The following is a 22,683-nucleotide window of genomic DNA, read 5'->3' as shown; positions in this document are numbered from 1 at the left end:
AGGTTTAAATTTCGAAAAGGATGAGTGAACATATTTGATGGAAGAAAAAGAGAAAGTCATATTAGTGGGCTGTCAATTGCCGCAAGATGATGATGAAAAATTTATGCATTCCATGAAAGAACTTGCATCATTAGCGAAAACTGCACGAGCAGAATTGTTAGTGTCTACAACGCAAAAACGACCGAAGTTTCATCCGGCGACTTATATAGGTAAAGGTAAATTAGAAGAGCTTACAATGTTAACTGAAGAACTAGAACCGGATGTTATCGTATTTAATAACGAATTAACACCGAGTCAAATTCGGAATTTATCCGCAGTATTAGATGCGAGGGTAATTGATCGAACGCAACTCATATTAGATATTTTTGCGCAACGTGCGAAGTCGAGAGAAGGGAAGCTTCAAGTAGAATTAGCTCAGTTGCAATATACAATGCCGCGTCTTATGGGGCAAGGATTGTCTTTATCACGTCTTGGTGGTGGTATTGGAACGAGAGGGCCAGGTGAAACGAAACTTGAGACTGATCGTCGTCATATTCGAGCGCGCGTTGATGAAATAAAGAAGCAACTTGCAGTTGTTGTGGAACATCGAAAAAGATATCGTGAGAGAAGAAAAGATAATAAAGTATTTCAAGTTTCGTTAATAGGATATACGAATGCGGGAAAATCTACACTGTTTAATAGATTAACGGAAGCTGATACGTTTGAAGAAAACTTGTTGTTTGCAACACTAGACCCGACAACAAGGAAGATGCCGCTACCTTCTGGTTATACAGTATTACTAACTGATACAGTTGGTTTTATACAAGATTTACCTACGTCATTAATTGCTGCATTCCGTTCGACGTTAGAAGAAGCTGGTGAAGCGGATGTTATTTTACATGTTGTGGATTCTGCAGATCCTAATTATGTAGGGCATGAGAAAACAGTAAAACAATTATTATCAGAACTCGAAATAAATCATATTCCTATTATTACGTTATATAATAAAAAAGATGAATTACATCAAAACTTTATTCCGTTTCCGAAAAATGACTTCTTAATGACTAGTGCTTTTGAAGAAAAGGATCTATTACATATAAAAGAAGCGATAGAAACGAAAATGAAGGAAGAAATGAATCGTTATCAAGTGGAGATTCCTCCGAGTGAAGGTAAGTTATTAACTCTATTAAAGACGGAGACGCTATTAACAAAAATGGAGTTTTTGGAAGATAAATTTGTATATGATTGCGCGGGGTATATTTTTGCTCATTCATCGCTTAATGTACAATTAAAGAGATTTTTAGTGGAAGAAGGAGAAAATAAAAATGTTTGATCGTTTGAAAAATGGAGAAAAAATTGCTCCAATCGTAAAAGAAGTAGAGAGCCAAATTACAGAAGTACATAAACGTGCGGATGAAGTAATTGAAAGTAATCAGTTTCGTGTGTTAGAAAGTTTTCGTAAACATAAAATTAGCGATTCACATTTTATTCCAACGACAGGTTACGGTTATGACGATATTGGTCGTGATACGTTAGAAAAAGTGTATGCAGATGTATTTGGAGCGGAAGCTGGTCTTGTTCGTCCGCAAATTATTTCAGGTACTCACGCAATTTCAACAGCGCTATTCGGTATTTTACGTCCGGGAGATGAGTTATTGTACATCACTGGTAAGCCGTATGATACGTTAGAGGAAATTGTTGGTGTACGCGGAAAAGGTGTAGGGTCATTCAAAGAATATAATATTGGTTATAATGCAGTTCCGCTTACTGAAGAGGGGCTTGTTGATTTTGGAGCTGTTGCGGCTGCCATTCATAGTAATACGAAAATGATCGGTATTCAGCGCTCAAAAGGTTATGCTACTCGTCCGTCGTTTACTATTTCTCAAATTAAAGAAATGATAGCGTTTGTTAAAGAAATTAAACCGGATGTTGTCGTGTTTGTAGATAACTGTTATGGTGAGTTTATTGAAGAGCAAGAGCCATGTCATGTTGGTGCAGATTTAATGGCAGGTTCGCTTATTAAAAACCCGGGTGGGGGAATTGTTAAAACTGGTGGTTACATTGTTGGTAAAGAACAGTATGTTGAAGCGTGTGCATATCGTTTAACATCTCCAGGAATCGGTGCGGAAGCAGGGGCATCTTTATACAGTCTGCAAGAAATGTATCAAGGTTTCTTCTTAGCGCCGCATGTAGCAGGACAAGCGCTAAAAGGTGCGATTTTTACAGCTGCATTTTTAGAAAAGTTAGGAATGAATACATCACCAGCGTGGAATGCACCAAGAACGGATTTAATTCAATCTGTTCAATTTGATGACAAAGATCGCATGATTGCATTCTGCCAAGCAATTCAATATGCATCCCCGATTAATTCTCACTTCACTCCATATGCTAACTATATGCCGGGGTATGAAGATGATGTAATTATGGCTGCGGGAACTTTTATTCAAGGTGCAAGTATTGAATTGTCAGCTGATGGTCCAATTCGTCCGCCTTATGTTGCTTACGTACAAGGTGGGCTAACTTATTCGCATGTGAAGATTGCGATCTGTTCTGCAATTGATGCATTAATTGAAAAAGAATTATTAACAATTTCTTAAAGGGAAGCTGTCGATTTCGACAGCTTTTTTTCGTGTGAAAGTAATGATTTATTGCATTAGAAAAAAGAATGAAAAAACTTTTAAAAAAATCATGTAAGAAAAGCTAACATCTATTGACATCAAACATAACATGGTATAAAATGAGAAGCAGTTAAGGCGAAGGAGGAACTGAAACGATGAAAGAAGATAGACGTTCTGCCCCGCTGTTTCCTATTGGTATTGTTATGGATTTAACACAATTATCTGCACGTCAAATTCGCTACTATGAAGAGCATAATCTTGTTTCTCCAACCCGTACAAAGGGGAATCGTAGATTATTTTCATTTAACGATGTAGATAAGTTGTTAGAGATTAAAGATTTATTAGATCAAGGCTTGAATATGGCTGGTATTAAACAAGTGTTACTAATGAAAGAAAATCAAACAGAAGCAGTGAAAGTAAAAGAAGAAACGAAAGAAATTTCAAAAACTGAGCTTCGCAAAATACTTCGAGACGAACTACAACATACAGGTAGATTTAATCGAACTTCATTGCGACAAGGTGATATTTCAAGGTTTTTTCACTAAAGAGAACTGATTCTGAAGGTGTTTAGAGGGACTAAGGAGGAATTTATAATGGCTAGGTACACAAAAGAAGATATTTTCCGTTTGGCGAAAGAAGAGAATGTAAAGTATATACGTTTACAATTTACGGACCTTTTAGGAGTAATTAAAAACGTAGAAATTCCAGTGAGCCAATTAACAAAAGCTCTTGATAACAAAATGATGTTTGATGGATCTTCTATTGAAGGTTTCGTACGTATTGAAGAATCTGATATGTACTTATATCCAGACTTAGATACTTGGGTGATTTTCCCTTGGACAGCTGAAAAAGGTAAAGTAGCTCGATTGATCTGTGATATTTACAATGCAGATGGCACTCCATTTGAAGGGGATCCACGTAACAACTTAAAACGTGTATTAAAAGAAATGGAAGCTTTAGGATTCTCAGATTTCAATCTTGGACCAGAGCCAGAATTCTTCCTATTCAAAGTAGATGAAAAAGGAAATCCAACATTAGAATTAAACGATAACGGTGGATACTTCGACCTTGCGCCGATGGATCTAGGGGAAAACTGTCGTCGTGATATCGTTCTTGAACTTGAAGAAATGGGCTTTGAAATTGAAGCGTCTCACCATGAGGTTGCTCCAGGGCAGCACGAAATTGACTTCAAATATGCAAATGCAATTCGTTCATGTGATGACATTCAAACATTCAAACTTGTTGTAAAAACAATTGCTCGTAAACACGGTTTACACGCAACATTTATGCCAAAACCATTATACGGTGTGAACGGTTCAGGTATGCACTGTAACTTATCACTATTCAAAAATGGTGAGAACGTATTCTATGATCAAAACGGTGACTTACAATTAAGTGATGATGCTCGTCACTTCATCGCAGGTATTTTAAAACACGCACCAGCATTTACAGCGGTGGCAAACCCAACTGTAAACTCTTACAAGCGTTTAGTACCTGGATACGAAGCTCCTTGTTACGTAGCATGGTCTGCACAAAACCGTAGTCCATTAGTACGTATCCCTGCATCTCGTGGTATTAGTACACGCGTAGAAGTACGTAGTGTTGACCCAGCTGCAAACCCATATTTAGTAATGGCTACATTATTAGCAGCAGGTCTTGATGGAATTAAAAACAAATTAACTCCACCAGCTGCAGTAGATCGTAACATCTACGTAATGACAAAAGAAGAGCGCGAAGAAGCAGGTATCGTTGACTTACCAGCAACATTAGCGCAAGCTTTAGTTACATTACAATCTAACGAAGTAATTAGTAACGCATTAGGAGATCACTTACTTGAGCACTTCATCGAAGCGAAAGAAATTGAGTGGGATATCTTCCGTACGCAAGTTCACCAATGGGAACGCGATCAATATATGTCTCTTTACTAAGAGGTGAGGAGCCCTGATACTACGGTATCAGGGCTTTTTTATTTGTTGGCAATATAGGTGTTAGTTGAAATGAATTGAATAGATGTCTGAAAAAATTATGACGGTATTTAAATTTCTATTCCATATCTTTAATGTAACGTGGTGAAATTCGAATTGTTTTGTGTTCCAAAAGGGTGGATAAGTAAAAGTAACATGCGTAATATCTATGGATATAAAAAATTGAATGATATGTTGTGTTCGGTATTGGATATGTTTCATACTAAAGTTCGAGTGTTTAAAAATATAGTACCTTGCAATAAACAATACTAAGTGGTATATTATGGATAAGGAAGGTACTGTGTATTGAACAGTACTGAAATGAGAAAGGGGGATTGTCCTTGAACGTTCAGTTTAAAAAAGGTGTGTTAGAACTATGTGTACTGGCACTTGTGAAACGTAAGGATTGTTACGGCTATGAACTTGTTCAGCAAATCTCAAATAAATTTTTAATATCGGAAGGGTCAGTATATCCTTTATTACGCCGTTTAACGAAGGAAGGATATTTTCAAACGTATTTAAAAGAATCTACGGAAGGACCACCTCGCAAATATTATCAACTAACTGAGCAAGGGGAAACGCAACTGAATTTGTTAGTAACAGAGTGGCGTGATTTTGCGAAAGGTGTACAAGAAATTATTGAAGGGGTGGAATGGGATGAGTAAAGAACAGTTTCTTAATGAATTATCAAGTCATCTTAGAAAGTTACCGGACGAAGAGAGGAAAGATATTTTATTTGATTATGAAGAGCATTTTCAGTTTGGGATAGAAGAGGGGAAAACTGAATCGGAAATAATAAAGGGTCTTGGCTCTCCGAAAGTAATTGCAAAAGAATTACTTGCGATGTATCGATTTGATGAAATGAAAAAAGATCCGTCAACTTCAAATGTGACAAGAGCTGTCATGGCAGCGATTGGACTTAGTTTGTTTAATTTCATTATTGTATTAGGCCCGTTAGTTGCAATTATCGCTTTTATATTCTCTTTTTGGGTCGGTGGGATTGTTAGTGTAGTTACACCATTTTTCGTTATTGGAAAAGTATTTATGGGTACATTTATATGGTTAGATGTATTCGTAAGTATAACATTTGTTGGGATAGGTTTGTTGTTATGTATTATCGCTTATTATAGTACGAAGTGGTTTAAAAGGTTATGTGTACGTTATGTCATATGGAACTTCAAAATGATAAAAGGGGAGTAGATGATGAAAAAAATATTGTTAGTAGCGATCGCTTGTATCATTATTGGAGTAATAGGAATTTCACAAACATATGAAAAAGCAGTGCAAACTGCAGAAAAAGGAAACAAAGAAGATATAATTAAAAACGAAACACTAAAAAATATAGAAGTTAAGTTAGATGTCGGGGATATTGTTGTCCAAAAATCTCCTGACGCTTCTTTTTATGTAAAGCAATTAGGAGATGCGCGTAAACAAGAGATTCATATTACTGAAGATGGTGACACATTAAAAATCATTGGGGAAAGAGAAAAAGGTGCTTCATTTGATTTTTCTTTTTACGATTTTAGGTTTCAAACGTCTACATTGACTCTCCTTGTGCCTGAACGCTCTTACCAAGATGTAAAAGTAAATTCATCTGCTGGACAAATTGAAATAAGTGATGTGAAAAGTGACCGTGTAAGTGCTAGAACACTTACTGGAGAAGTGGATTTGAAACATGTAACGGCTAAGAATGTGGAGGGATCTACAAAAGCTGGTGAAGTAAACTTTAAAAAAGTAATAGGGAAAGTGACTGCAAAAACGACCAGTGGGGAAATAAATATTCTAGATCATGATTCTAAGTACAATCTAGAAGCAAGTTCAACTGCGGGAGATGTAAATATTACTTTATCGGAAAAACCAAAAGATGCGGTAATTACTGGGCAAAGTGCTGCCGGGGATGTAACAATTTTTAATGAAGAAAATAAAGACGTAACGATTGGTAATGGGAGTAAAAAGATTAGCGGTAAAACAGCTGCGGGCGATGTGACGATTGAAACGCGTTCGTAAGAAATAGAATGTGTGAAAATCTATCAAAATACAAAAAAGAAGATAATTACCTTATATAAATAAGGTAATTATCTTCTTTTTTATTCTTAATGTAAATCACGATATACGCCAATTACTTTACCGATAACTGACACTTGCTTTAAAATAATAGGTTCTAATGAAGAGTTTTCCGGTTGTAGACGGAAATGGTCTTTTTCTTTATAGAAACGTTTAACAGTTGCTTCATTATCTTCTGTTAAAGCGACTACAATTTCACCATTATATGCAGACTGTTGTTGGCGAACAACAACTAAATCTCCATCGAAAATACCAGCTTCAATCATACTATCTCCAGAAATACGTAACATAAACACTTGATCTGCTCCTGCGACAATGCTAGCTGGAAGAGGGAAGTGTTCCTCAACGCTTTCGACTGCTGTAATTGGTAATCCAGCAGTAACTTTCCCGACAATTGGAACTTGAATAACAGATTGTGTTTCTGTATCCATTCGGTCTTCACCTAAAATTTCAATTGCGCGTGGTTTTGTTGGATCGCGTCGAATGTATCCTTTTTCTTCTAATCTTGATAAATGTCCGTGCACTGTAGAACTAGAAGCGAGGCCGACTGCTTGGCCAATTTCACGTACGGAAGGTGGATATCCTTTTTCTTGTACTTTTAGCTTAATAAAGTCGAGAATGTCTTGCTGGCGTTTCGTTAACTTTTCCATGTTTTCTAACACCTCGTTTTCTTTCATTTTTCTTATTAATAAGTATAACATGTGAAAAAACATTCTACAAACATAAGTTCGAACAAAAGGCGAATTTATGTTACACTAAAGGGAAATTATAGTGAGAAAGAGGGGTTCATAATGAATGCAATTATTTATGCGCGTGTGAGTACAACAAAAGAAGCGCAAGAAACATCATTATTACGTCAAAAAGATGAATTATTGCATTTAGCGGAGCGCTATCAAATGAATGTTACTAAGGTGATTGAAGAGCAGGCTAGTGGCTATACAATTGAACGTGATGGCATATTAGAAGTGCTAGATACAATTCGAGACGAACAAATTGATGTGCTACTTATACAAGATGAAACGCGCCTTGGTAGGGGGAATGCAAAGATTGCGTTAATGCACTGTTTACATAAAGAAGGAATAAAAGTATATACGCATACACATAATGGTGAATTGCAATTGTCGGATTCTGATTCAATGGTATTAGATATTATTGGTATTGTTGAAGAGTATCAAAGAAAGATTCATAATTTAAAAATTAAACGTGGTATGCAACGAGCAGTAGAAAAAGGCTATCGTCCAGAAAATAATTTAAAGAATCGTCATTTAAGTGTAGGACGAGAGAAGAAAGAAGTGCCAATTGAGGAAATTGTACGTTTACGTAAGAGTGAACTTACTTTCGAAGAAATTGCAGCAACACTACGTGGCTTTGGTCATAATGTTTCAAAAGCGACGGTACATCGTAGATATGTAGAGTATACAAAGCAATTGCTTGATAAAGAAGAGTAACTATTGTATGATAATAATCAGTTTTGAGTAGAAGGGGGATTCGAGATGCTTAGTCACGAACTCGTTGAACGCATTAACTTCTTAGCGAAAAAAGCAAAAGCTGAAGGTTTAACTGAAGAAGAACAACGTGAGCGTCAATCGCTACGTGAACAATATTTAAAAGGATTTCGTCAAAATATGTTAAACGAACTAAAAGGAATTAAAGTCGTTAACGAACAAGGTACTGATGTTACACCGGCGAAATTAAAAGCTTTAAAAAAGCAAGATAATGCAAAATTAAACTAAAAGATGGGCGAAGCCCATCTTTTTTTATTTATTTAATAACTTTCCAGTTGTTATTAACTGTTGCTTCTATCTTTTTATGCTTCAATATATAGTTAGCGATAAGTTCAGACATATCTGTTGGTATATCTTTTATTACGGGCTTATTTTGAAACATAAAGAAGTTCCCTCCGCCGCTCGCGCGATAATTATTCATAACGACATCATATTCTTCACTCATATTAAGAGGAGTGCCTTTATGCTGTAAAGATTCTACTCTGTCGCCAATTGGTTTGGAAATGTTTAATACGTACGAAATTCCTTCCCACATATCGTAATTATAGTGTTGCGGTTTTGGTTCTATGTAGCTAGGGTTTACGATGATGGTTCCATCTTCTTTTAATGTGAAATAAGAAGCAGAGAGTTCGAGAGCATCTTTTATATCAGCTCCAGTTATTCTAATTACTTTTAATGTATTTGGATAAATATAATTAGAAACGATGTCACGCATTGTTACATATGTCGGGAAACCCGGAGATGTATTATGGAATAAGCTTGTACAAGAAATAGAAACATTAGCCATATCCATCTGTATTTTATTTATGAATTCAATAAAAGGATGGTCTTGCAAACGAGTTTGCATAGCATCTGAAATTTGCATGTCACCGTGGATGGTTCCAATAGGTTGATCAAGCCATTTTTGTGTTTTCTCTTCATAATCAGTTACCAAGTAAAGAACATCTGGATCTGCCTCGATTTCTTGCACAGTCAATAGTTCGGAATAACTCTCTTTTTTTACCCACTCTTGTTTCATTTTTTCAAATGTTACAGTTACTTTTCCAACTGAATGTCCGTTACATCCAGTCTGTAAAATTGTTACATCATTACCCACTGTTTGAGCCATTTCTCGGTGCTGATGGCCTGTTAATAAAATATCTATGCCCTCAATTTCATGACACATAGCATACCCTTGGTTTTCGCCTGTTAAAACTTCAGTCGGTTCTCCAGTTTGTAAATCGCGTTCAAATCCCCCATGATACGCTACGACTAGTAAATCTGGTTTCTCATGTTCGTGAATGTAAGAAACCCAATTTTTTGTTGTTTCTAACGCATCTTCAAATTGCAAGTCTTTAATGTGATGGGGTTGTTCCCAATTTGGAATATAATGCGTTGTCACCCCTAAAATAGCAATTTTTATATTTGCTTCAATATGTTTTATTATATATGGTTTCCCGAAATAAGGTTTTTTACTGCTTTTGTCTAAAATATTTGCTGATAAATATGGGGAGTTTGCAGTAGAAATAGCATTGTTTAATACATCCATTCCATAATTAAATTCATGATTCCCAATCACTGCAGCGTCATAACGTAAATAGTTTGCTATTAATGACATTGGGTTTTTCTTATCTTTTTCATATGTAGCGTAATGGTAAGTAAATGGTGTTCCTTGTATGAAGTCACCGTTATCAATTAAAAGAACGTTTTTATTTTGGGACCGTTCTTTTTTTATAAGAGTAGAAATCTTAGCTAAACCAATTTCTGCTGGAGAGTTATCTTGGTAGTGAATTGGATAAACAGTACCATGTATATCACTTGTTAATAGGATGTTTAAAGTTACAATTTGATTTTGATTCAATATCATTCACCTTTTCTATTATTATCTACTGATTAAGCATATCAAATATATGGAGAGAATTTTAATGTGAGTGTATAGAATGTGTAAAGATTCTGTAAATAATCAATTATTTGTAAAAATGTGTGATATATTTCTTCATGTTTATGAAAGGTTATTTTATAACAATGAAAAATGGAGGCATTAACATGTTGAAAAAAGTTTTTGCAATGAGCACAACAGTTGTATTAGCAGCGGGTTTGTTAAGTGGCTGTGGAACGAAGGAATCAAGCGCAAGTAAAAATGAAGATACGAAAAAAGGGTATGTACCGAAGACTTTAAATGTTCAATTTGTTCCTTCTCAAAATGCAGATACGTTAGAGGCGAAGGCAAAACCACTTGAGAAGCTATTAAGTGATAAGTTAAATATTCCAGTAAAAGTTAGTATTTCAACGAATTATAATACAATTGTAGAAGCGATGGCATCTAAGCAAGTAGATGTGGGATTTTTACCCCCAACAGCGTATGTGTTAGCACATGAGAAAAAGGCAGCAAACGTAATTTTACAAGCGCAACGTTTTGGCGTAGATGATGAAACGGGAGCTCCTACAAAGGACTTAGTAGACTTTTATAAATCTGAGTTTGTTGTTAAGAAAGATTCAAATATTAATAGTGTAAAAGATTTAAAAGGTAAAAAAATTGGCTATCAAGATGTAACGTCATCAGCGGGATATGTGTGGCCTGCGGCTGTACTATTAAAAGAGGGCGTTGATCCGTTAAAAGATGTGAAACCTGTTACATTAAAAGGTCACGATCAGTCGCTTATTGCTCTTTTAAATGGTGACGTAGATGCAGCTGTTGTATTCCAAGATGCTCGTAATATTGTAAAAAAAGATTATCCGAATATATTCGATCAAACGAAAATAGTGAAATTTACGGAGAAAATTCCAAACGATACGATTTCGGTACGTTCTGATTTAGATGAAGAGTGGAGCAAGAAATTACAGGATGCTTTCATTGAAATTGGAAAGAATGAGGAAGGTCACAAAATCATTAAAGAAGTATATTCACATGAAGGATATGTTAAATCTGATGATAGTAAATTTGATATCGTTCGTGAATATGGAAAGAAAGTAAAAACGCAATAATACATATGGAAATGGCAACTAGCTGGAAAGGTATGTTTTCAGTTAGTTTGCCGTTTTGAATACATAGAAGGTAGGTAAGATGTGTGATAGAGTTTCGAAATGTTTCCAAAGTGTATCCAAATGGTACAAAAGGATTGAATAATATAAACTTGAAAATTCAAAAAGGTGAGTTTGTTGTAATGGTAGGGCTTTCCGGAGCTGGAAAGTCTACACTTCTAAGATCGGTAAATCGTCTTCATGAGATTACAGAAGGAGAAATCATGATTGAAGGTGAGTCTATTACGGCTGCGAAAGGAAAAGGATTACGCCGCATGCGCCGGGATATTGGTATGATTTTTCAAAGTTTTAACCTTGTAAAGCGATCAACAGTATTAAAGAACGTATTAGCTGGCCGTGTTGGGTATCATTCGACGTTGCGTACAACGTTAGGTCTATTTCCGAAAGAAGATTTGGAGCTTGCTTTTCAATCGTTAAAAAGAGTAAATATTTTAGAAAAAGCATATGCGCGTGCTGATGAATTATCAGGAGGACAACAGCAACGTGTATCGATTGCTAGAGCGTTGGCGCAAGAAGCAAAAATCATATTGGCAGATGAACCTGTTGCATCGTTAGATCCGCTAACAACAAAGCAAGTATTAGATGATTTGAAGAAAATTAATGAAGATTTTGGAATTACAACAATTGTAAACTTACATTCTATTGATTTAGCTAGGCAATATGCGACGCGCATTATTGGATTACATGCAGGAGAAATTGTTTTTGATGGCTTAGTAGAAGAGGCAACGGATGAAAAGTTTGCTGAAATTTATGGTGACGTAGTACAGAAAAGTGAATTGTTAGAGGTGGCAGTTAAATGAATGACGTGACGATATATTCGAAATCGATACCGAAGCCACCGAGTAAGTTGAAACATATGTTAACGGCTGTTCTAGTCATTTTACTGTTGTGGGGAAGTAGTGTACAGGTCGATGCATCATTGTCAAAACTAGTAGTTGGTTTTCCTAATATGATGGATTTGTTAAAAGAGATGGTGCCGCCAGATTGGAGTTATTTTCAAGTTATTACAACAGCGATGTTAGATACAATACGTATGGCGATTATCGGGACGACTTTAGGTGCGATTTTAGCTATTCCGCTGGCACTATTTGCGGCAAGCAATGTGTTTACTAGTGCATTTTTGTACAGTCCAGCTCGATTGATTTTAAATTTTATCCGAACGATACCAGATTTATTATTAGCGGCAATTTTCGTAGCGATTTTTGGAATCGGGCCACTTCCAGGTATTCTGGCTCTTACTTTTTTCTCGATTGGGCTCGTGGCGAAATTGTTGTATGAGTCAATTGAATCAATTGATCCAGGTCCTTTAGAGGCGATGACAGCAGTAGGAGCAAATAAAGTGCAATGGATTGTTTATGGAGTAATTCCGCAAGTGAAAGCGCATTTTGTCTCTTATGTTCTGTATACATTTGAGGTGAACGTACGTGCAGCAGCTGTTTTAGGTTTAGTAGGAGCAGGTGGTATTGGATTATACTATGATCGTACACTTGGATTTTTACAATATCAGCAAACTGCATCTATTATTATCTATACCCTTGTTGTTGTATTGTTAATTGATCATGTAAGTACATTGTTGCGGGAGAAATTATAATGAGTAAAACGACGATAATCGTACCAAAACCGAAGAAACCGAGTGTGTATCGCTTGTTTATTTTTATAGCACTTATATTTGTTTACGTATGGGCTTTTTCAGGAGTACCGCTAGAAGGAATTAAGGATACGGCAGGAGAAATTACAAAAGCAATTATGACAGGTGTATTGAATCCAGATTGGGCGTACGTATCTTTGCCAGATGGTGAAGATTTATTACATGGTTTAATTGATACGTTGGCAATAGCAATATTAGGTACATTTATTTCTGCCTTTTTATCTGTTCCATTTGCTTTTTGGGCGGCGACGAATATGAGCAGTGGAAAACTAACTTCAGGAACTGGGAAATTTGTACTTAGTTTTGTTCGTACATTTCCTGAATTAGTTATGGCCCTTTTATTTATAAAGGCTGTTGGACCAGGCTCTTTTGCCGGCGTCCTAGCTTTAGGATTACACTCTATTGGAATGTTAGGGAAATTATATTCAGAAGGAATTGAAAATATAGATAAGGGGCCGACAGAGGCGTTAATAGCTACAGGCGCAAACCGGTTCCAAATACTTTGGTATGCAGTATTGCCACAAGTATTACCAGATTTTCTATCGTATACATTATACAGGTTCGAAATTAATGTACGATCCGCTGCCATTTTAGGTGTTATTGGAGCAGGTGGTATTGGTACGCCCCTAATTTTTGCACTGAGTTCACGTAATTGGTCTCGTGTGGGAATTATTTTATTGGGCATCATTTTAATGGTCATTATCATTGATTTTATTTCAAGTTCGATTCGGAAACGGATTGTTTAACTGATTTGAAAAGCATCGAATTTAGATGCTTTTTTGTATTTTTAACGCATTATCCGAAAGAAATCTCCTTCCTGGGGCGTGTGAAAGACGAATTTCGGTTTGGCGTAGCCAAACATTTGGTTTTCCTATTTATTTGACCCCTGATATAATCAGTCTTATAAGAGGTAAAGTTTGGTATAACAATGAAAGTAGATAATAATCATGTTAAGTGGGGGTAGTTCACAAGTGGGTTAAAAAAAGTTAGTATTGAAGAATTTTGTATATCTGTATAAATATACAGATAATTCCCTTTCTTTCCAAAATAAAAATAATGAAAAAGTATGTCATATTGAATACCCATACATTCCCGAAAACATTGATTTTTTTATAAAAAATCAAAAAAACATCAACATATTTGTCGATACATGTTGTATAATCTTGCGTGGGAAGCTATCATATAAATGTATAAAACGTTTACTAATATAAGCGAAGGGAAGAATAGCATGTCACATTCAATCGAACAACTTTCTATCAACACGATTCGCACATTATCCATCGATGCGATTGAAAAAGCAAACTCTGGTCACCCAGGAATGCCAATGGGTGCAGCACCAATGGCTTATACATTATGGACTCAATTTATGAAACACAATCCAAATAACCCAACGTGGTTTAACCGTGATCGTTTCGTATTATCTGCAGGTCATGGTTCAATGTTATTATACAGCCTACTTCACCTATCTGGTTATGATGTAACAATGGATGACTTAAAGAACTTCCGTCAATGGGGAAGCAAAACTCCAGGACATCCTGAGTACGGTCATACAGCTGGTGTAGATGCAACGACTGGTCCACTTGGACAAGGTATTGCAACTGCTGTAGGTATGGCAATGGCAGAAAGACATTTAGCTGCTAAATATAACCGTGATGCGTATAATGTAGTAGATCATTATACATACGCTATTTGTGGTGATGGAGATTTAATGGAAGGCGTTTCTGCTGAAGCATCTTCATTAGCTGCTCATTTACAATTAGGTCGTCTTGTTGTGCTTTACGATTCAAACGATATTTCATTAGATGGCGATTTAAATCGTTCATTCTCTGAAAGTGTAGAAGATCGTTACAAAGCATACGGATGGCAAGTAATCCGTGTTGAGGATGGAAACGATATTGAAGCTATCGCGAAAGCAATCGAAGAAGCGAAAGCTGACGAAAAACACCCAACGCTAATTGAAGTAAGAACGACAATTGGTTTCGGTTCTCCAAACAAATCAGGAAAATCAGCTTCACATGGTTCTCCACTTGGTGTAGAAGAAACAAAGTTAACGAAAGAAGCATACGCTTGGACTGCTGAGCAAGACTTCCATGTAGCAGAAGAAGTATATGACAACTTCCGTAAAACAGTACAAGATGTTGGTGAAACTGCGCAAGCTGAGTGGAACACGATGCTAGGTGAATATGCACAAGCATACCCAGAATTAGCAAACGAACTGCAAGCAGCAATGAACGGTCAACTTCCAGAAGGTTGGGAGCAAAACTTACCAACTTATGAATTAGGATCAAAAGCAGCAACTCGTAATTCTTCTGGTGCTGTAATTAATGCAATTGCAGAATCTGTACCATCATTTTTCGGTGGATCAGCTGACCTTGCTGGTTCTAACAAAACATACATGAATAACGAAAAAGACTTTACAAGAGATGATTACAGCGGTAAGAACATTTGGTACGGTGTACGTGAGTTCGCAATGGGTGCAGCAATGAACGGTATTGCACTACATGGTGGTTTAAAAACTTACGGTGGTACGTTCTTCGTATTCTCTGACTACTTACGTCCAGCAATTCGTCTTGCAGCATTAATGCAATTGCCGGTAACATATGTATTCACACACGACAGTATCGCTGTTGGTGAAGATGGTCCAACACATGAACCAATCGAGCAATTAGCAGCGCTACGTGCGATGCCAAATGTATCTGTTATCCGTCCAGCTGATGGTAACGAATCTGTTGCAGCTTGGAGACTAGCTCTTGAATCTACAAACAAACCAACTGCTTTAGTATTAACTCGTCAAGATCTTCCAACATTAGAAGGTGCAAAAGACGATACGTATGAAAAAGTAGCAAAAGGTGCATATGTAGTTTCTGCAAGCAAGAAAGAAACAACTGATGTAATCTTACTTGCAACTGGATCAGAAGTAAGTCTAGCTGTTGAAGCTCAAAAAGCATTAGCAGTAGACGGTGTTGACGCATCTGTTGTCAGCATGCCATCTATGGATCGCTTTGAAGCTCAAACTGCTGAGTACAAAGAATCTGTATTACCAAAAGCAGTAACAAAACGTTTCGCAATCGAAATGGGTGCTACATTCGGATGGCACCGTTACGTAGGTCTTGAAGGAGATGTGTTAGGTATCGATACATTCGGTGCTTCTGCTCCTGGTGAGAAGATTATGGAAGAGTATGGATTTACTGTAGAGAACGTTGTTCGTAAAGTAAAAGAAATGCTTTAATGATTTTAGAAAAATCTCTCCGGCATGGAGAGGTTTTTCTATGTAAATGAGTTTTTTCGACAGAAAAAGTTTTTTCTCTCTCCGCAGTCAGACAATCATTGCAAAATTTCTTCTATATAATGAAGAGAAAAGGTTGTCCAGATTGGGAGGCGAAAGATGAAAACGTATGAATTGTATTTAATTCAAGAGGATATTGCGAAAGCTTACTTTGGTCGTGAATATTTGTTTTTTGATTTATTTGCTCGATTTTCAGAATCTGGGTCCCTTTCGGAGAAAAAAGTGTTATATAAACAAATGATGTATATAACGATGCCATTACAAGTAATGAAAATTCATCATAAATTAGAACAAGCTTTGCGCGTTCTTGGTAAATATGATCGAACACATCATACACATACACTTTATACAGGGGCGGAATATGGCGAAATAATGGTGAAACCACACTATATTCGCATGAATACCTCTGGAAATGTTTCTATGGAAACGACTTTCTTTGAGGTGCTTCGGAAGTGTGAATTAACATTTTTAGCTATGGATTATGAAAATACAAAGTACGGATGGCTGAATCCTCTAAAACAAGTACGAACATATGTGTAAAAATGTCGAATTGTATCTTGTCTTATTGAAAAGGTTTTAGTACACTGTAAGGTAGACAACATGAAGGAGGAAAATATATGCCAATTTGGTTAGGTATTCTAGTGGGCGTAGTAGCACTAGTAGCAGGCGTGGCGTTAGGATTTTTCATTGCCCGCAAATACATGATGAATTACTTACAAAAAAATCCACCAATTAACGAACAAATGTTAAAAATGATGATGATGCAAATGGGACAAAAACCTTCCCAAAAGAAAATCAATCAAATGATGAGCGCGATGAATAAGCAACAAATGAAATAAGCGCTAAAAGACACTCGCTAAGAGTGTCTTTTCTTTTTGATATGGACAGAGTTTAAAACTTTTAAAAATTCTGTATTTTTGGTAAACTGAAAACATCGCTCATTTTAAGAGAGGGGGAAAAATATGAAAGTGTTTATGAATTTAGCGTGGTTTTTTAAACAAGAAAAACGAGCGTACATAACCGGAATTATTTTATTATTTGGCGTTGCACTTTTAGAACTTGTAGCACCAAAAGTGATTGGGATTGTTGTAGATGAAATTAATGAGGGAACATTAACGACTGATAAGTTACTAAAATGGGTTGTACTCTTAGTACTCGTAGGTATTACGATGTACATATTACGTTACGTGTGGCGTATTATGATTTTCGGATCTTCATTAAAATTAGCTCGCCAATTACGAAAAAATTTGTATGAACATTTTACAAAGATGAGTCCATCTTTCTATCAGTCAAATCGCACAGGTGATTTAATGGCGCACGCGACCAACGATATTCAAGCAATTCAGCAAACTGCTGGGGCGGGTGTTTTAACACTTGTTGATTCATTGGCTGTTGGAGGATGTGTACTCGTAGCAATGGGTTTTACAATTAGTTGGAAGTTAACATTGTTAAGCTTAATTCCAATGCCGATTGTAGCAATATCGACAAATTATTACGGCACTTTATTACATAAAAGGTTTCATAAAGCACAGCAATCGTTTTCGGAAATCAATGATAAAGTGCAAGAGAGTATGAGTGGGATGAAGGTAATTCGATCGCTTGGACAAGAAAAAGAAGATTTGCAAGCGTTCCGAAAAAAATCAGAAGATGTCGTACATAAAAATATGTTAGTTGCACGTATTGATTCGTTATTTGATCCAACAATCGCTCTTATCGTAGGATTTTCATTTTTAATCGCAGTATGTTACGGGTCAGTATTAGTTGTGAGAGGTGAATTAACAGTAGGTGATCTCGTTACATTTACGACGTATTTAGGTACCCTCGTTTGGCCGATGTTAGCGTTTGGATGGCTGTTTAATATTATGGAGCGTGGGCGTGCTTCGTATGACCGTGTAGAAAAAATTCTCTCACAAAAATCAGATGTAGTAAATAGAGAAAATGCTGTGCATACAGTAGCGAGCGGTGATGTTTCATTTGCGGTCGATTCGTTTTCGTATAAGAAAAATGAACTGTTACATTTAACAGATATTCATTTTGATTTGAAGAAAGGGGAAACGTTAGGGATTGTAGGACGTACAGGTGCAGGGAAAACGACTTTATTAAAATGTTTAATCCGTGAGTATGATCATTTTAATGGTGAATTAAAAGTTGGAGAGCGGGATATTCGCGATGTAACACTTTACGGTGTCCGTTCTGCTATTTCATATGTGCCGCAAGATCATTTTTTATTTTCAGCGAGTATTGGGGAGAATATTGCCTTTGGAAAGGCGGATGCTACATATAATGAAATTACCCGTGCTGCAGAGATTGCTTGTATTCACAATGACATCCTTCAATTTTCAGAAGGATATGAAACAGTAGTTGGGGAAAGAGGCGTTTCTTTATCTGGAGGTCAAAAACAGAGAATTTCTATTGCGCGTGCTTTATTAACGGATGCTGAAATATTAATTTTAGATGATTGTTTATCAGCGGTAGATGCAAAAACAGAAGAAACGATTTTAAATGCTTTAAAGAGGGAGAGAGCAGGGAAAACGACAATTATTACTGCCCATCGTTTAAGTGCAATTCAGCATGCCAATCTTATTCTTGTTGTGGATGAAGGTAAAATTGTACAACGAGGTACACATGAACAACTAATGAAAGAACATGGTTGGTATAAAGAAATGTATGAGAGCCAGCAGTTAGAAGCATTAGTCGAGAAAGGAGGCGTATGATGGCTGAGAAAAAACAGAGCGATTTAAGAAGATTACTGTCTTATATGAGGCCATATAAAGGACTGTTAGCATTAGCATTTTTATTTCTAGTTGGTGCAACTGTAACAGAAATGATGGGTCCTTTTTTAATTAAACAATTCCTTGATGAACACTTAGTACCACGTAACTTTGATCAATCAGCACTTGTTACTCTATTTGTAGTGTATATTGTTGCTCACTTATTAAAAGTATTATTTACTTATTTAGACTTGTTATATTTTCAAAATATCGCTTTTAAAATTGTTCAAGATATGCGTGTTGAAGTATATGAGCATGTTCAAAAGTTGTCATTAAGTTTCTTTGATCGTACGCCGATTGGTACGCTTGTATCGCGCATAACGAATGATACAGAAGCAATTAAAGACTTTTATGTCAGTGTATTATCAACATTTGTTAAAAATATCGTATTTTTAGTAGGGATTTTAGTAGCGATGTTTTTATTAAATGTAAAATTAGCGCTATTTTCTCTCGTATTAATTCCGATCATGTTTGCGATTATGGTATTATATCGCCGGAAAAGTGCAGCTTTTTATTTAGAAGTCCGTAATCAATTAAGTGTGTTAAATGCAAAGTTAAACGAGTCCATTCAAGGGATGAATATTGTTCAAGTGTTCAGACAAGAAAAGCGCATGAGAAAAGAATTTGAAGAAGTGAATAATAAACATTATAGTGCAGGGCGACGTACATTAAAGTTAGATGCATTGCTTTTACGTCCAGCAACTGATTTAGTTCATATTGTAGCTATTGCGTTAGTACTTGGTTTATTTGGAATTGATGCTTTGAAGAGTCCTGTTGAAGTAGGCGTTTTATATGCGTTTGTTAACTATATCCATCGTTTCTTCCAGCCTGTAAATGAGATGATGATGAAATTATCATTTTTCCAACAGGCACTGGTTTCATCATCACGTGTATTTCATTTAATGGATGAGAAAGATTTAGCGCCAGTTCAAAAAGGAGATGGAAATCCTCAAGTTATTAATGGAGATATTGAATTTAAAAATGTTACTTTTTCGTACGATGGAAAACGTGATGTTTTAAAAAATATATCTTTTCACGTGAAACAAGGGCAAACGGTTGCTTTCGTTGGGCACACTGGTAGCGGGAAAAGTACCATTATGAATTTATTACTGAGATTCTATAATATTAATTCCGGAAATATTGTAATAGACGGTGTAGATTTAGAGAAATTTGAAGAACAAGAAATTAGAAAGAAAATAGGACTTGTATTGCAAGATGCATTTTTATTTGCGGGAAATGTAAAGCAAAATATTCGTATGTATAATGAAGAAATTACGGATGAAGAAGTAAAAGAAGCGGCACAATTTGTGCAAGCGAATACGTTTATTGAAAAATTACCAGAGCAGTATGAAACGGAAGTAGTAGAAAGAGGAGCTGCATTTTCTAGTGGTCAACGACAATTAATTGCTTTCGCTAGAACGATAGCAACGAATCCGAAAGTGTTAGTATTAGATGAAGCAACAGCAAATATTGATACAGAAACTGAAGATGCAATCCAAACAGCGTTACAGCAAATGCGAAAAGGACGGACTACGATAGCGATTGCACACAGATTATCTACCATACAAGATGCAGATCAAATTTTTGTTATGCACGATGGAGAGATAGTAGAGAGAGGGACACATCAAGAATTACTGAGTGAACAAGGATTGTATTATAATATGTACTTACTACAAAATAAAGGAAGTTTACAAAAAGCCTTGTAATTACAAGGCTTTTTTACTTTGTTTATAAAATATGTTTGCTCTTTATGTCTATAGTATAAACGTCGTCACAGCAGCGATTTCATTAGAAGCTTTGCAAGGAAATGGAACAAATGGTGGTGGAAATGTTTACCGGCCCAGTAGTGCTACTGCAGTCTATGGTGTTACTGTAATTAATGGCGATAATGTAAATTTATGGGGTGGACCATCTTTACAGTCAAATGTAATCCGTCAGCTAAATAGAGGAGAATCATATGAAGTTTTGGACGAACAAGATAGTTGGCTTGCTTTAGGTGAAAGCGAATGGATATACTATGATCCGAGTTATATTCAGTATAGTGTACAATAAAATGAACGTAAAAGGTATCTCGCTTGAGATGCCTTTTATTATAAATATGTAATTTTTACAAAGTGTATATTAAAAGCATAGTATAATATAATGGATGTTTATAAAAATAATTGAAAATGCAATAAAGGAGAAAAAATATGGAATATGTGCTAATAGGTGTAATTTTATTATTATTAGCTGCAGTATTCGTGCTGTTTTATAAAAATAAACAGTTAGAATCAGAGAGTCAGCAAGCGGAATTTGAAAAAAAACAAGCAATTGAAACGTACGAAAATGAAATTGCAGCTACGGTTACAGAACATAAAGAGCAGCAAAATACATTAAAAAATATAGAACAGAAAAAATATAATGATTTACAAATAAGTGCAGCGAGAGAACTTGAAAATATGCGCATGATGAAAAATCAATTAGCTGTGCAACATAGTAAAGAACGCAGTGAAATGCAAGAAAAACATAGTAACGAAATACATATGTTTCAAAAGTTAATTGCAGATTTGCGAGAGTATACGAAAAATGGAGCCGAAGTGAGTACACACGAAACATTACAGTATATGAAGCGTGGCTTCGTAGAGCAAGGCATAATACTAGATAATGAATTTCATATTATGCCGAATGTTTTTATGAGAAATCAGCATGGAAGAAATGATTTTCGAATTCATCATCTTGTTTTAAGTAAAACGGGTATGTATGTACTTGAAACGAAAGAATGGACAGGGAAATTAATTCATGGCTTAACGAAAGAAAATGCTAGTACATATTCATTTATGATTGATGAAATTGGCAAGTATCAACAAGAGATAGAGAAAGAAGAGACGTTTGAATATATTACAGGTGAAGATTCATTAACGATACAAGTGAAAAATGAAGGGAACCCAGTATATAGAGCGAAGAAACTATCTCATATTCTATACAATTGTTTGAAAGAAATGCAAGTTGATATTGTAAAGGAAAACATAAATCCGATTGTATATTTTTATAATGAGAATGGGAAAGAAGTGTTAGATCTTTCTGAAGAAAAAACGGCGAGATTAAAAGATAGAGAGCAACTTGTATCGTTTTTCAGAAATGAATTCTTAACGGGGAAAGTAATATATACAGGTCAAGAGTTAGAAAAACTTCGAGAAACCATTAATCGAATGAATTATATAATGAATTAAAAAGAGGTGGGCTTTCTGAGTGCTATATTAAGGGGTATTTTGTATGTTTATATTTGTTTGTATATACTCATGTATCTTGCTCTTATGTTTATTATTGGTATGGCTCATACGTCATTAAGTGTAACGAGCATTTTTATAATAGTCATGCCATTTGTTTTATTAGTTATGATTCAAAAGTCGATCTTATATGTTGCTAAAAATCGTAATGAAGAAAAGAAGCAAATGTCGGGAGTATTAATAGTAGCACTTATTCCGTTAGTAGTATGTACTGCACAATTAAGTATGAATACGTACACTTCCAAGTTTAACCAAGATCGGTGGTTACACGCTGAAGATAAACGGGTACATATGGTAGATGATCTATTGCAAAAATATAAATTAACAGGAAAATCAAATGAAGAAATTACACAATTATTAGGAATGCCTACTGAAACGAGAAATGAAGAAAACGGGGTTATCACTTCGTACTATCTTGGAACTGAACGTGGCTTTATTCCCATAGATAGTGAACATCTTGTTTTACAATTTGATAGAGATGGTAAAGTTTTGGAATATAAGGTGCATACCGATTAAAGAACCGTAGAGAGAAGCTATATATTATAGCTTCTTTTTTATATT

The 22,683-nt window shown here is 35.7% G+C and carries 22 protein-coding genes and 1 pseudogene; 21 read left to right on the top strand and 2 right to left on the bottom strand.

The annotated features are described in order from the left end of the window. Positions 1 to 37 precede the first annotated feature (37 nt). The 7 genes from hflX to ACTFR9_RS10550 all read left to right on the top strand — a co-directional run bounded on the left by hflX (position 38) and on the right by ACTFR9_RS10550 (position 6,568). Complete coding sequence (gene hflX, locus ACTFR9_RS10580; protein ID WP_000391389.1) at positions 38 to 1,312, top strand: GTPase HflX; 1,275 nt, start codon at positions 38 to 40, stop codon at positions 1,310 to 1,312. After that, on the top strand, positions 1,305 to 2,576 hold the full coding sequence (locus ACTFR9_RS10575) for a methionine gamma-lyase family protein (protein ID WP_000460296.1): 1,272 nt from the start codon (positions 1,305 to 1,307) through the stop codon (positions 2,574 to 2,576). The genes hflX and ACTFR9_RS10575 overlap by 8 nt, the downstream gene beginning before the upstream one ends. Positions 2,577 to 2,752: 176 nt before the next feature. Next, on the top strand, positions 2,753 to 3,142 hold the full coding sequence (gene glnR, locus ACTFR9_RS10570) for a transcriptional repressor GlnR (protein WP_000656783.1): 390 nt from the start codon (positions 2,753 to 2,755) through the stop codon (positions 3,140 to 3,142). Between the two features lie 48 nt (positions 3,143 to 3,190). Next, complete coding sequence (gene glnA / locus ACTFR9_RS10565; protein WP_000135330.1) at positions 3,191 to 4,525, top strand: type I glutamate--ammonia ligase; 1,335 nt, start codon at positions 3,191 to 3,193, stop codon at positions 4,523 to 4,525. A 377-nt stretch (positions 4,526 to 4,902) separates the two neighbouring features. Continuing rightward, positions 4,903 to 5,226, top strand: coding sequence for a PadR family transcriptional regulator (locus tag ACTFR9_RS10560; protein WP_001102620.1), 324 nt, complete (start codon positions 4,903 to 4,905; stop codon positions 5,224 to 5,226). Beyond that, positions 5,219 to 5,761: a DUF1700 domain-containing protein gene (locus ACTFR9_RS10555; RefSeq protein ID WP_000032410.1), complete on the top strand. Its 543-nt coding sequence runs from the start codon at positions 5,219 to 5,221 to the stop codon at positions 5,759 to 5,761. The genes ACTFR9_RS10560 and ACTFR9_RS10555 overlap by 8 nt, the downstream gene beginning before the upstream one ends. Then, the gene (locus tag ACTFR9_RS10550) at positions 5,762 to 6,568 is read left to right on the top strand and encodes a DUF4097 family beta strand repeat-containing protein (RefSeq protein ID WP_000976123.1); all 807 of its coding nucleotides are present in this window, start codon (positions 5,762 to 5,764) and stop codon (positions 6,566 to 6,568) included. An 86-nt stretch (positions 6,569 to 6,654) separates the two neighbouring features. Here ACTFR9_RS10550 and lexA read toward each other — a convergent pair whose 3' ends face one another. Further along, entirely contained in the window at positions 6,655 to 7,275 is a 621-nt protein-coding gene (lexA, locus tag ACTFR9_RS10545; RefSeq protein ID WP_000413738.1) for a transcriptional repressor LexA, read from the bottom strand. Positions 7,276 to 7,416: 141 nt separating this feature from the next. On the opposite strand from lexA, the gene ACTFR9_RS10540 reads away from it, so the two are divergent. Further along, positions 7,417 to 8,073, top strand: a complete 657-nt coding sequence (locus ACTFR9_RS10540) for a YneB family resolvase-like protein (RefSeq protein WP_000991471.1) — start codon at positions 7,417 to 7,419, stop codon at positions 8,071 to 8,073. 45 nt (positions 8,074 to 8,118) lie between these two features. Next, positions 8,119 to 8,358: a DUF896 domain-containing protein gene (locus ACTFR9_RS10535; protein ID WP_000948565.1), complete on the top strand. Its 240-nt coding sequence runs from the start codon at positions 8,119 to 8,121 to the stop codon at positions 8,356 to 8,358. Positions 8,359 to 8,386: 28 nt separating this feature from the next. Here the strand turns inward: ACTFR9_RS10535 and ACTFR9_RS10530 are convergent, their stop codons facing one another. Then, positions 8,387 to 9,970 (bottom strand): bifunctional metallophosphatase/5'-nucleotidase, encoded by a 1,584-nt coding sequence (locus ACTFR9_RS10530; RefSeq protein ID WP_001075245.1) that lies wholly within the window; start codon positions 9,968 to 9,970, stop codon positions 8,387 to 8,389. Between the two features lie 185 nt (positions 9,971 to 10,155). Here ACTFR9_RS10530 and ACTFR9_RS10525 point away from each other — a divergent pair, with 185 nt between their 5' ends. The 12 genes and pseudogenes from ACTFR9_RS10525 to ACTFR9_RS10470 all read left to right on the top strand — a co-directional run bounded on the left by ACTFR9_RS10525 (position 10,156) and on the right by ACTFR9_RS10470 (position 22,638). Further along, a complete protein-coding gene (locus ACTFR9_RS10525) occupies positions 10,156 to 11,094 on the top strand; it encodes a phosphate/phosphite/phosphonate ABC transporter substrate-binding protein (RefSeq protein ID WP_000915052.1) in 939 nt (312 codons plus the stop codon). Positions 11,095 to 11,177: 83 nt separating this feature from the next. Further along, positions 11,178 to 11,951, top strand: coding sequence for a phosphonate ABC transporter ATP-binding protein (gene phnC, locus ACTFR9_RS10520; protein WP_000569254.1), 774 nt, complete (start codon positions 11,178 to 11,180; stop codon positions 11,949 to 11,951). Next, a complete protein-coding gene (gene phnE / locus ACTFR9_RS10515) occupies positions 11,948 to 12,742 on the top strand; it encodes a phosphonate ABC transporter, permease protein PhnE (RefSeq protein WP_001000755.1) in 795 nt (264 codons plus the stop codon). The genes phnC and phnE (ACTFR9_RS10515) overlap by 4 nt, the downstream gene beginning before the upstream one ends. Then, positions 12,742 to 13,545: a phosphonate ABC transporter, permease protein PhnE gene (phnE, locus tag ACTFR9_RS10510; RefSeq protein WP_000047888.1), complete on the top strand. Its 804-nt coding sequence runs from the start codon at positions 12,742 to 12,744 to the stop codon at positions 13,543 to 13,545. Before phnE (ACTFR9_RS10515) ends, phnE (ACTFR9_RS10510) begins: the two co-directional genes overlap by 1 nt. Positions 13,546 to 14,027: 482 nt before the next feature. Further along, on the top strand, positions 14,028 to 16,028 hold the full coding sequence (gene tkt, locus ACTFR9_RS10505) for a transketolase (RefSeq protein ID WP_229136647.1): 2,001 nt from the start codon (positions 14,028 to 14,030) through the stop codon (positions 16,026 to 16,028). A gap of 156 nt (positions 16,029 to 16,184) precedes the next feature. After that, on the top strand, positions 16,185 to 16,625 hold the full coding sequence (gene sirA, locus ACTFR9_RS10500; protein WP_000860645.1) for a sporulation inhibitor of replication protein SirA: 441 nt from the start codon (positions 16,185 to 16,187) through the stop codon (positions 16,623 to 16,625). Positions 16,626 to 16,702: 77 nt separating this feature from the next. After that, on the top strand, positions 16,703 to 16,924 hold the full coding sequence (locus ACTFR9_RS10495) for a YneF family protein (protein ID WP_001123317.1): 222 nt from the start codon (positions 16,703 to 16,705) through the stop codon (positions 16,922 to 16,924). Between the two features lie 123 nt (positions 16,925 to 17,047). Next, the gene (locus ACTFR9_RS10490; protein WP_061131640.1) at positions 17,048 to 18,799 is read left to right on the top strand and encodes an ABC transporter transmembrane domain-containing protein; all 1,752 of its coding nucleotides are present in this window, start codon (positions 17,048 to 17,050) and stop codon (positions 18,797 to 18,799) included. Beyond that, complete coding sequence (locus tag ACTFR9_RS10485) at positions 18,799 to 20,562, top strand: ABC transporter ATP-binding protein (RefSeq protein WP_000818388.1); 1,764 nt, start codon at positions 18,799 to 18,801, stop codon at positions 20,560 to 20,562. The genes ACTFR9_RS10490 and ACTFR9_RS10485 overlap by 1 nt, the downstream gene beginning before the upstream one ends. Before the next feature lie 64 nt (positions 20,563 to 20,626). Continuing rightward, positions 20,627 to 20,896: pseudogene (locus ACTFR9_RS10480) on the top strand (SH3 domain-containing protein); the annotation flags it as partial. Between the two features lie 149 nt (positions 20,897 to 21,045). After that, a complete protein-coding gene (locus tag ACTFR9_RS10475) occupies positions 21,046 to 22,065 on the top strand; it encodes a nuclease-related domain-containing protein (RefSeq protein ID WP_073541923.1) in 1,020 nt (339 codons plus the stop codon). Between the two features lie 6 nt (positions 22,066 to 22,071). Further along, positions 22,072 to 22,638, top strand: coding sequence for a hypothetical protein (locus ACTFR9_RS10470; protein ID WP_014297940.1), 567 nt, complete (start codon positions 22,072 to 22,074; stop codon positions 22,636 to 22,638). The last annotated feature ends 45 nt before the right edge of the window (positions 22,639 to 22,683 follow it).

Origin of the sequence: Bacillus cereus group sp. MYBK222-1 (assembly GCF_051916425.1) — a bacterium.
Classification (GTDB): domain Bacteria; phylum Bacillota; class Bacilli; order Bacillales; family Bacillaceae_G; genus Bacillus_A; species Bacillus_A paranthracis.
This window is presented reverse-complemented; position numbering and strand designations above follow the sequence as displayed.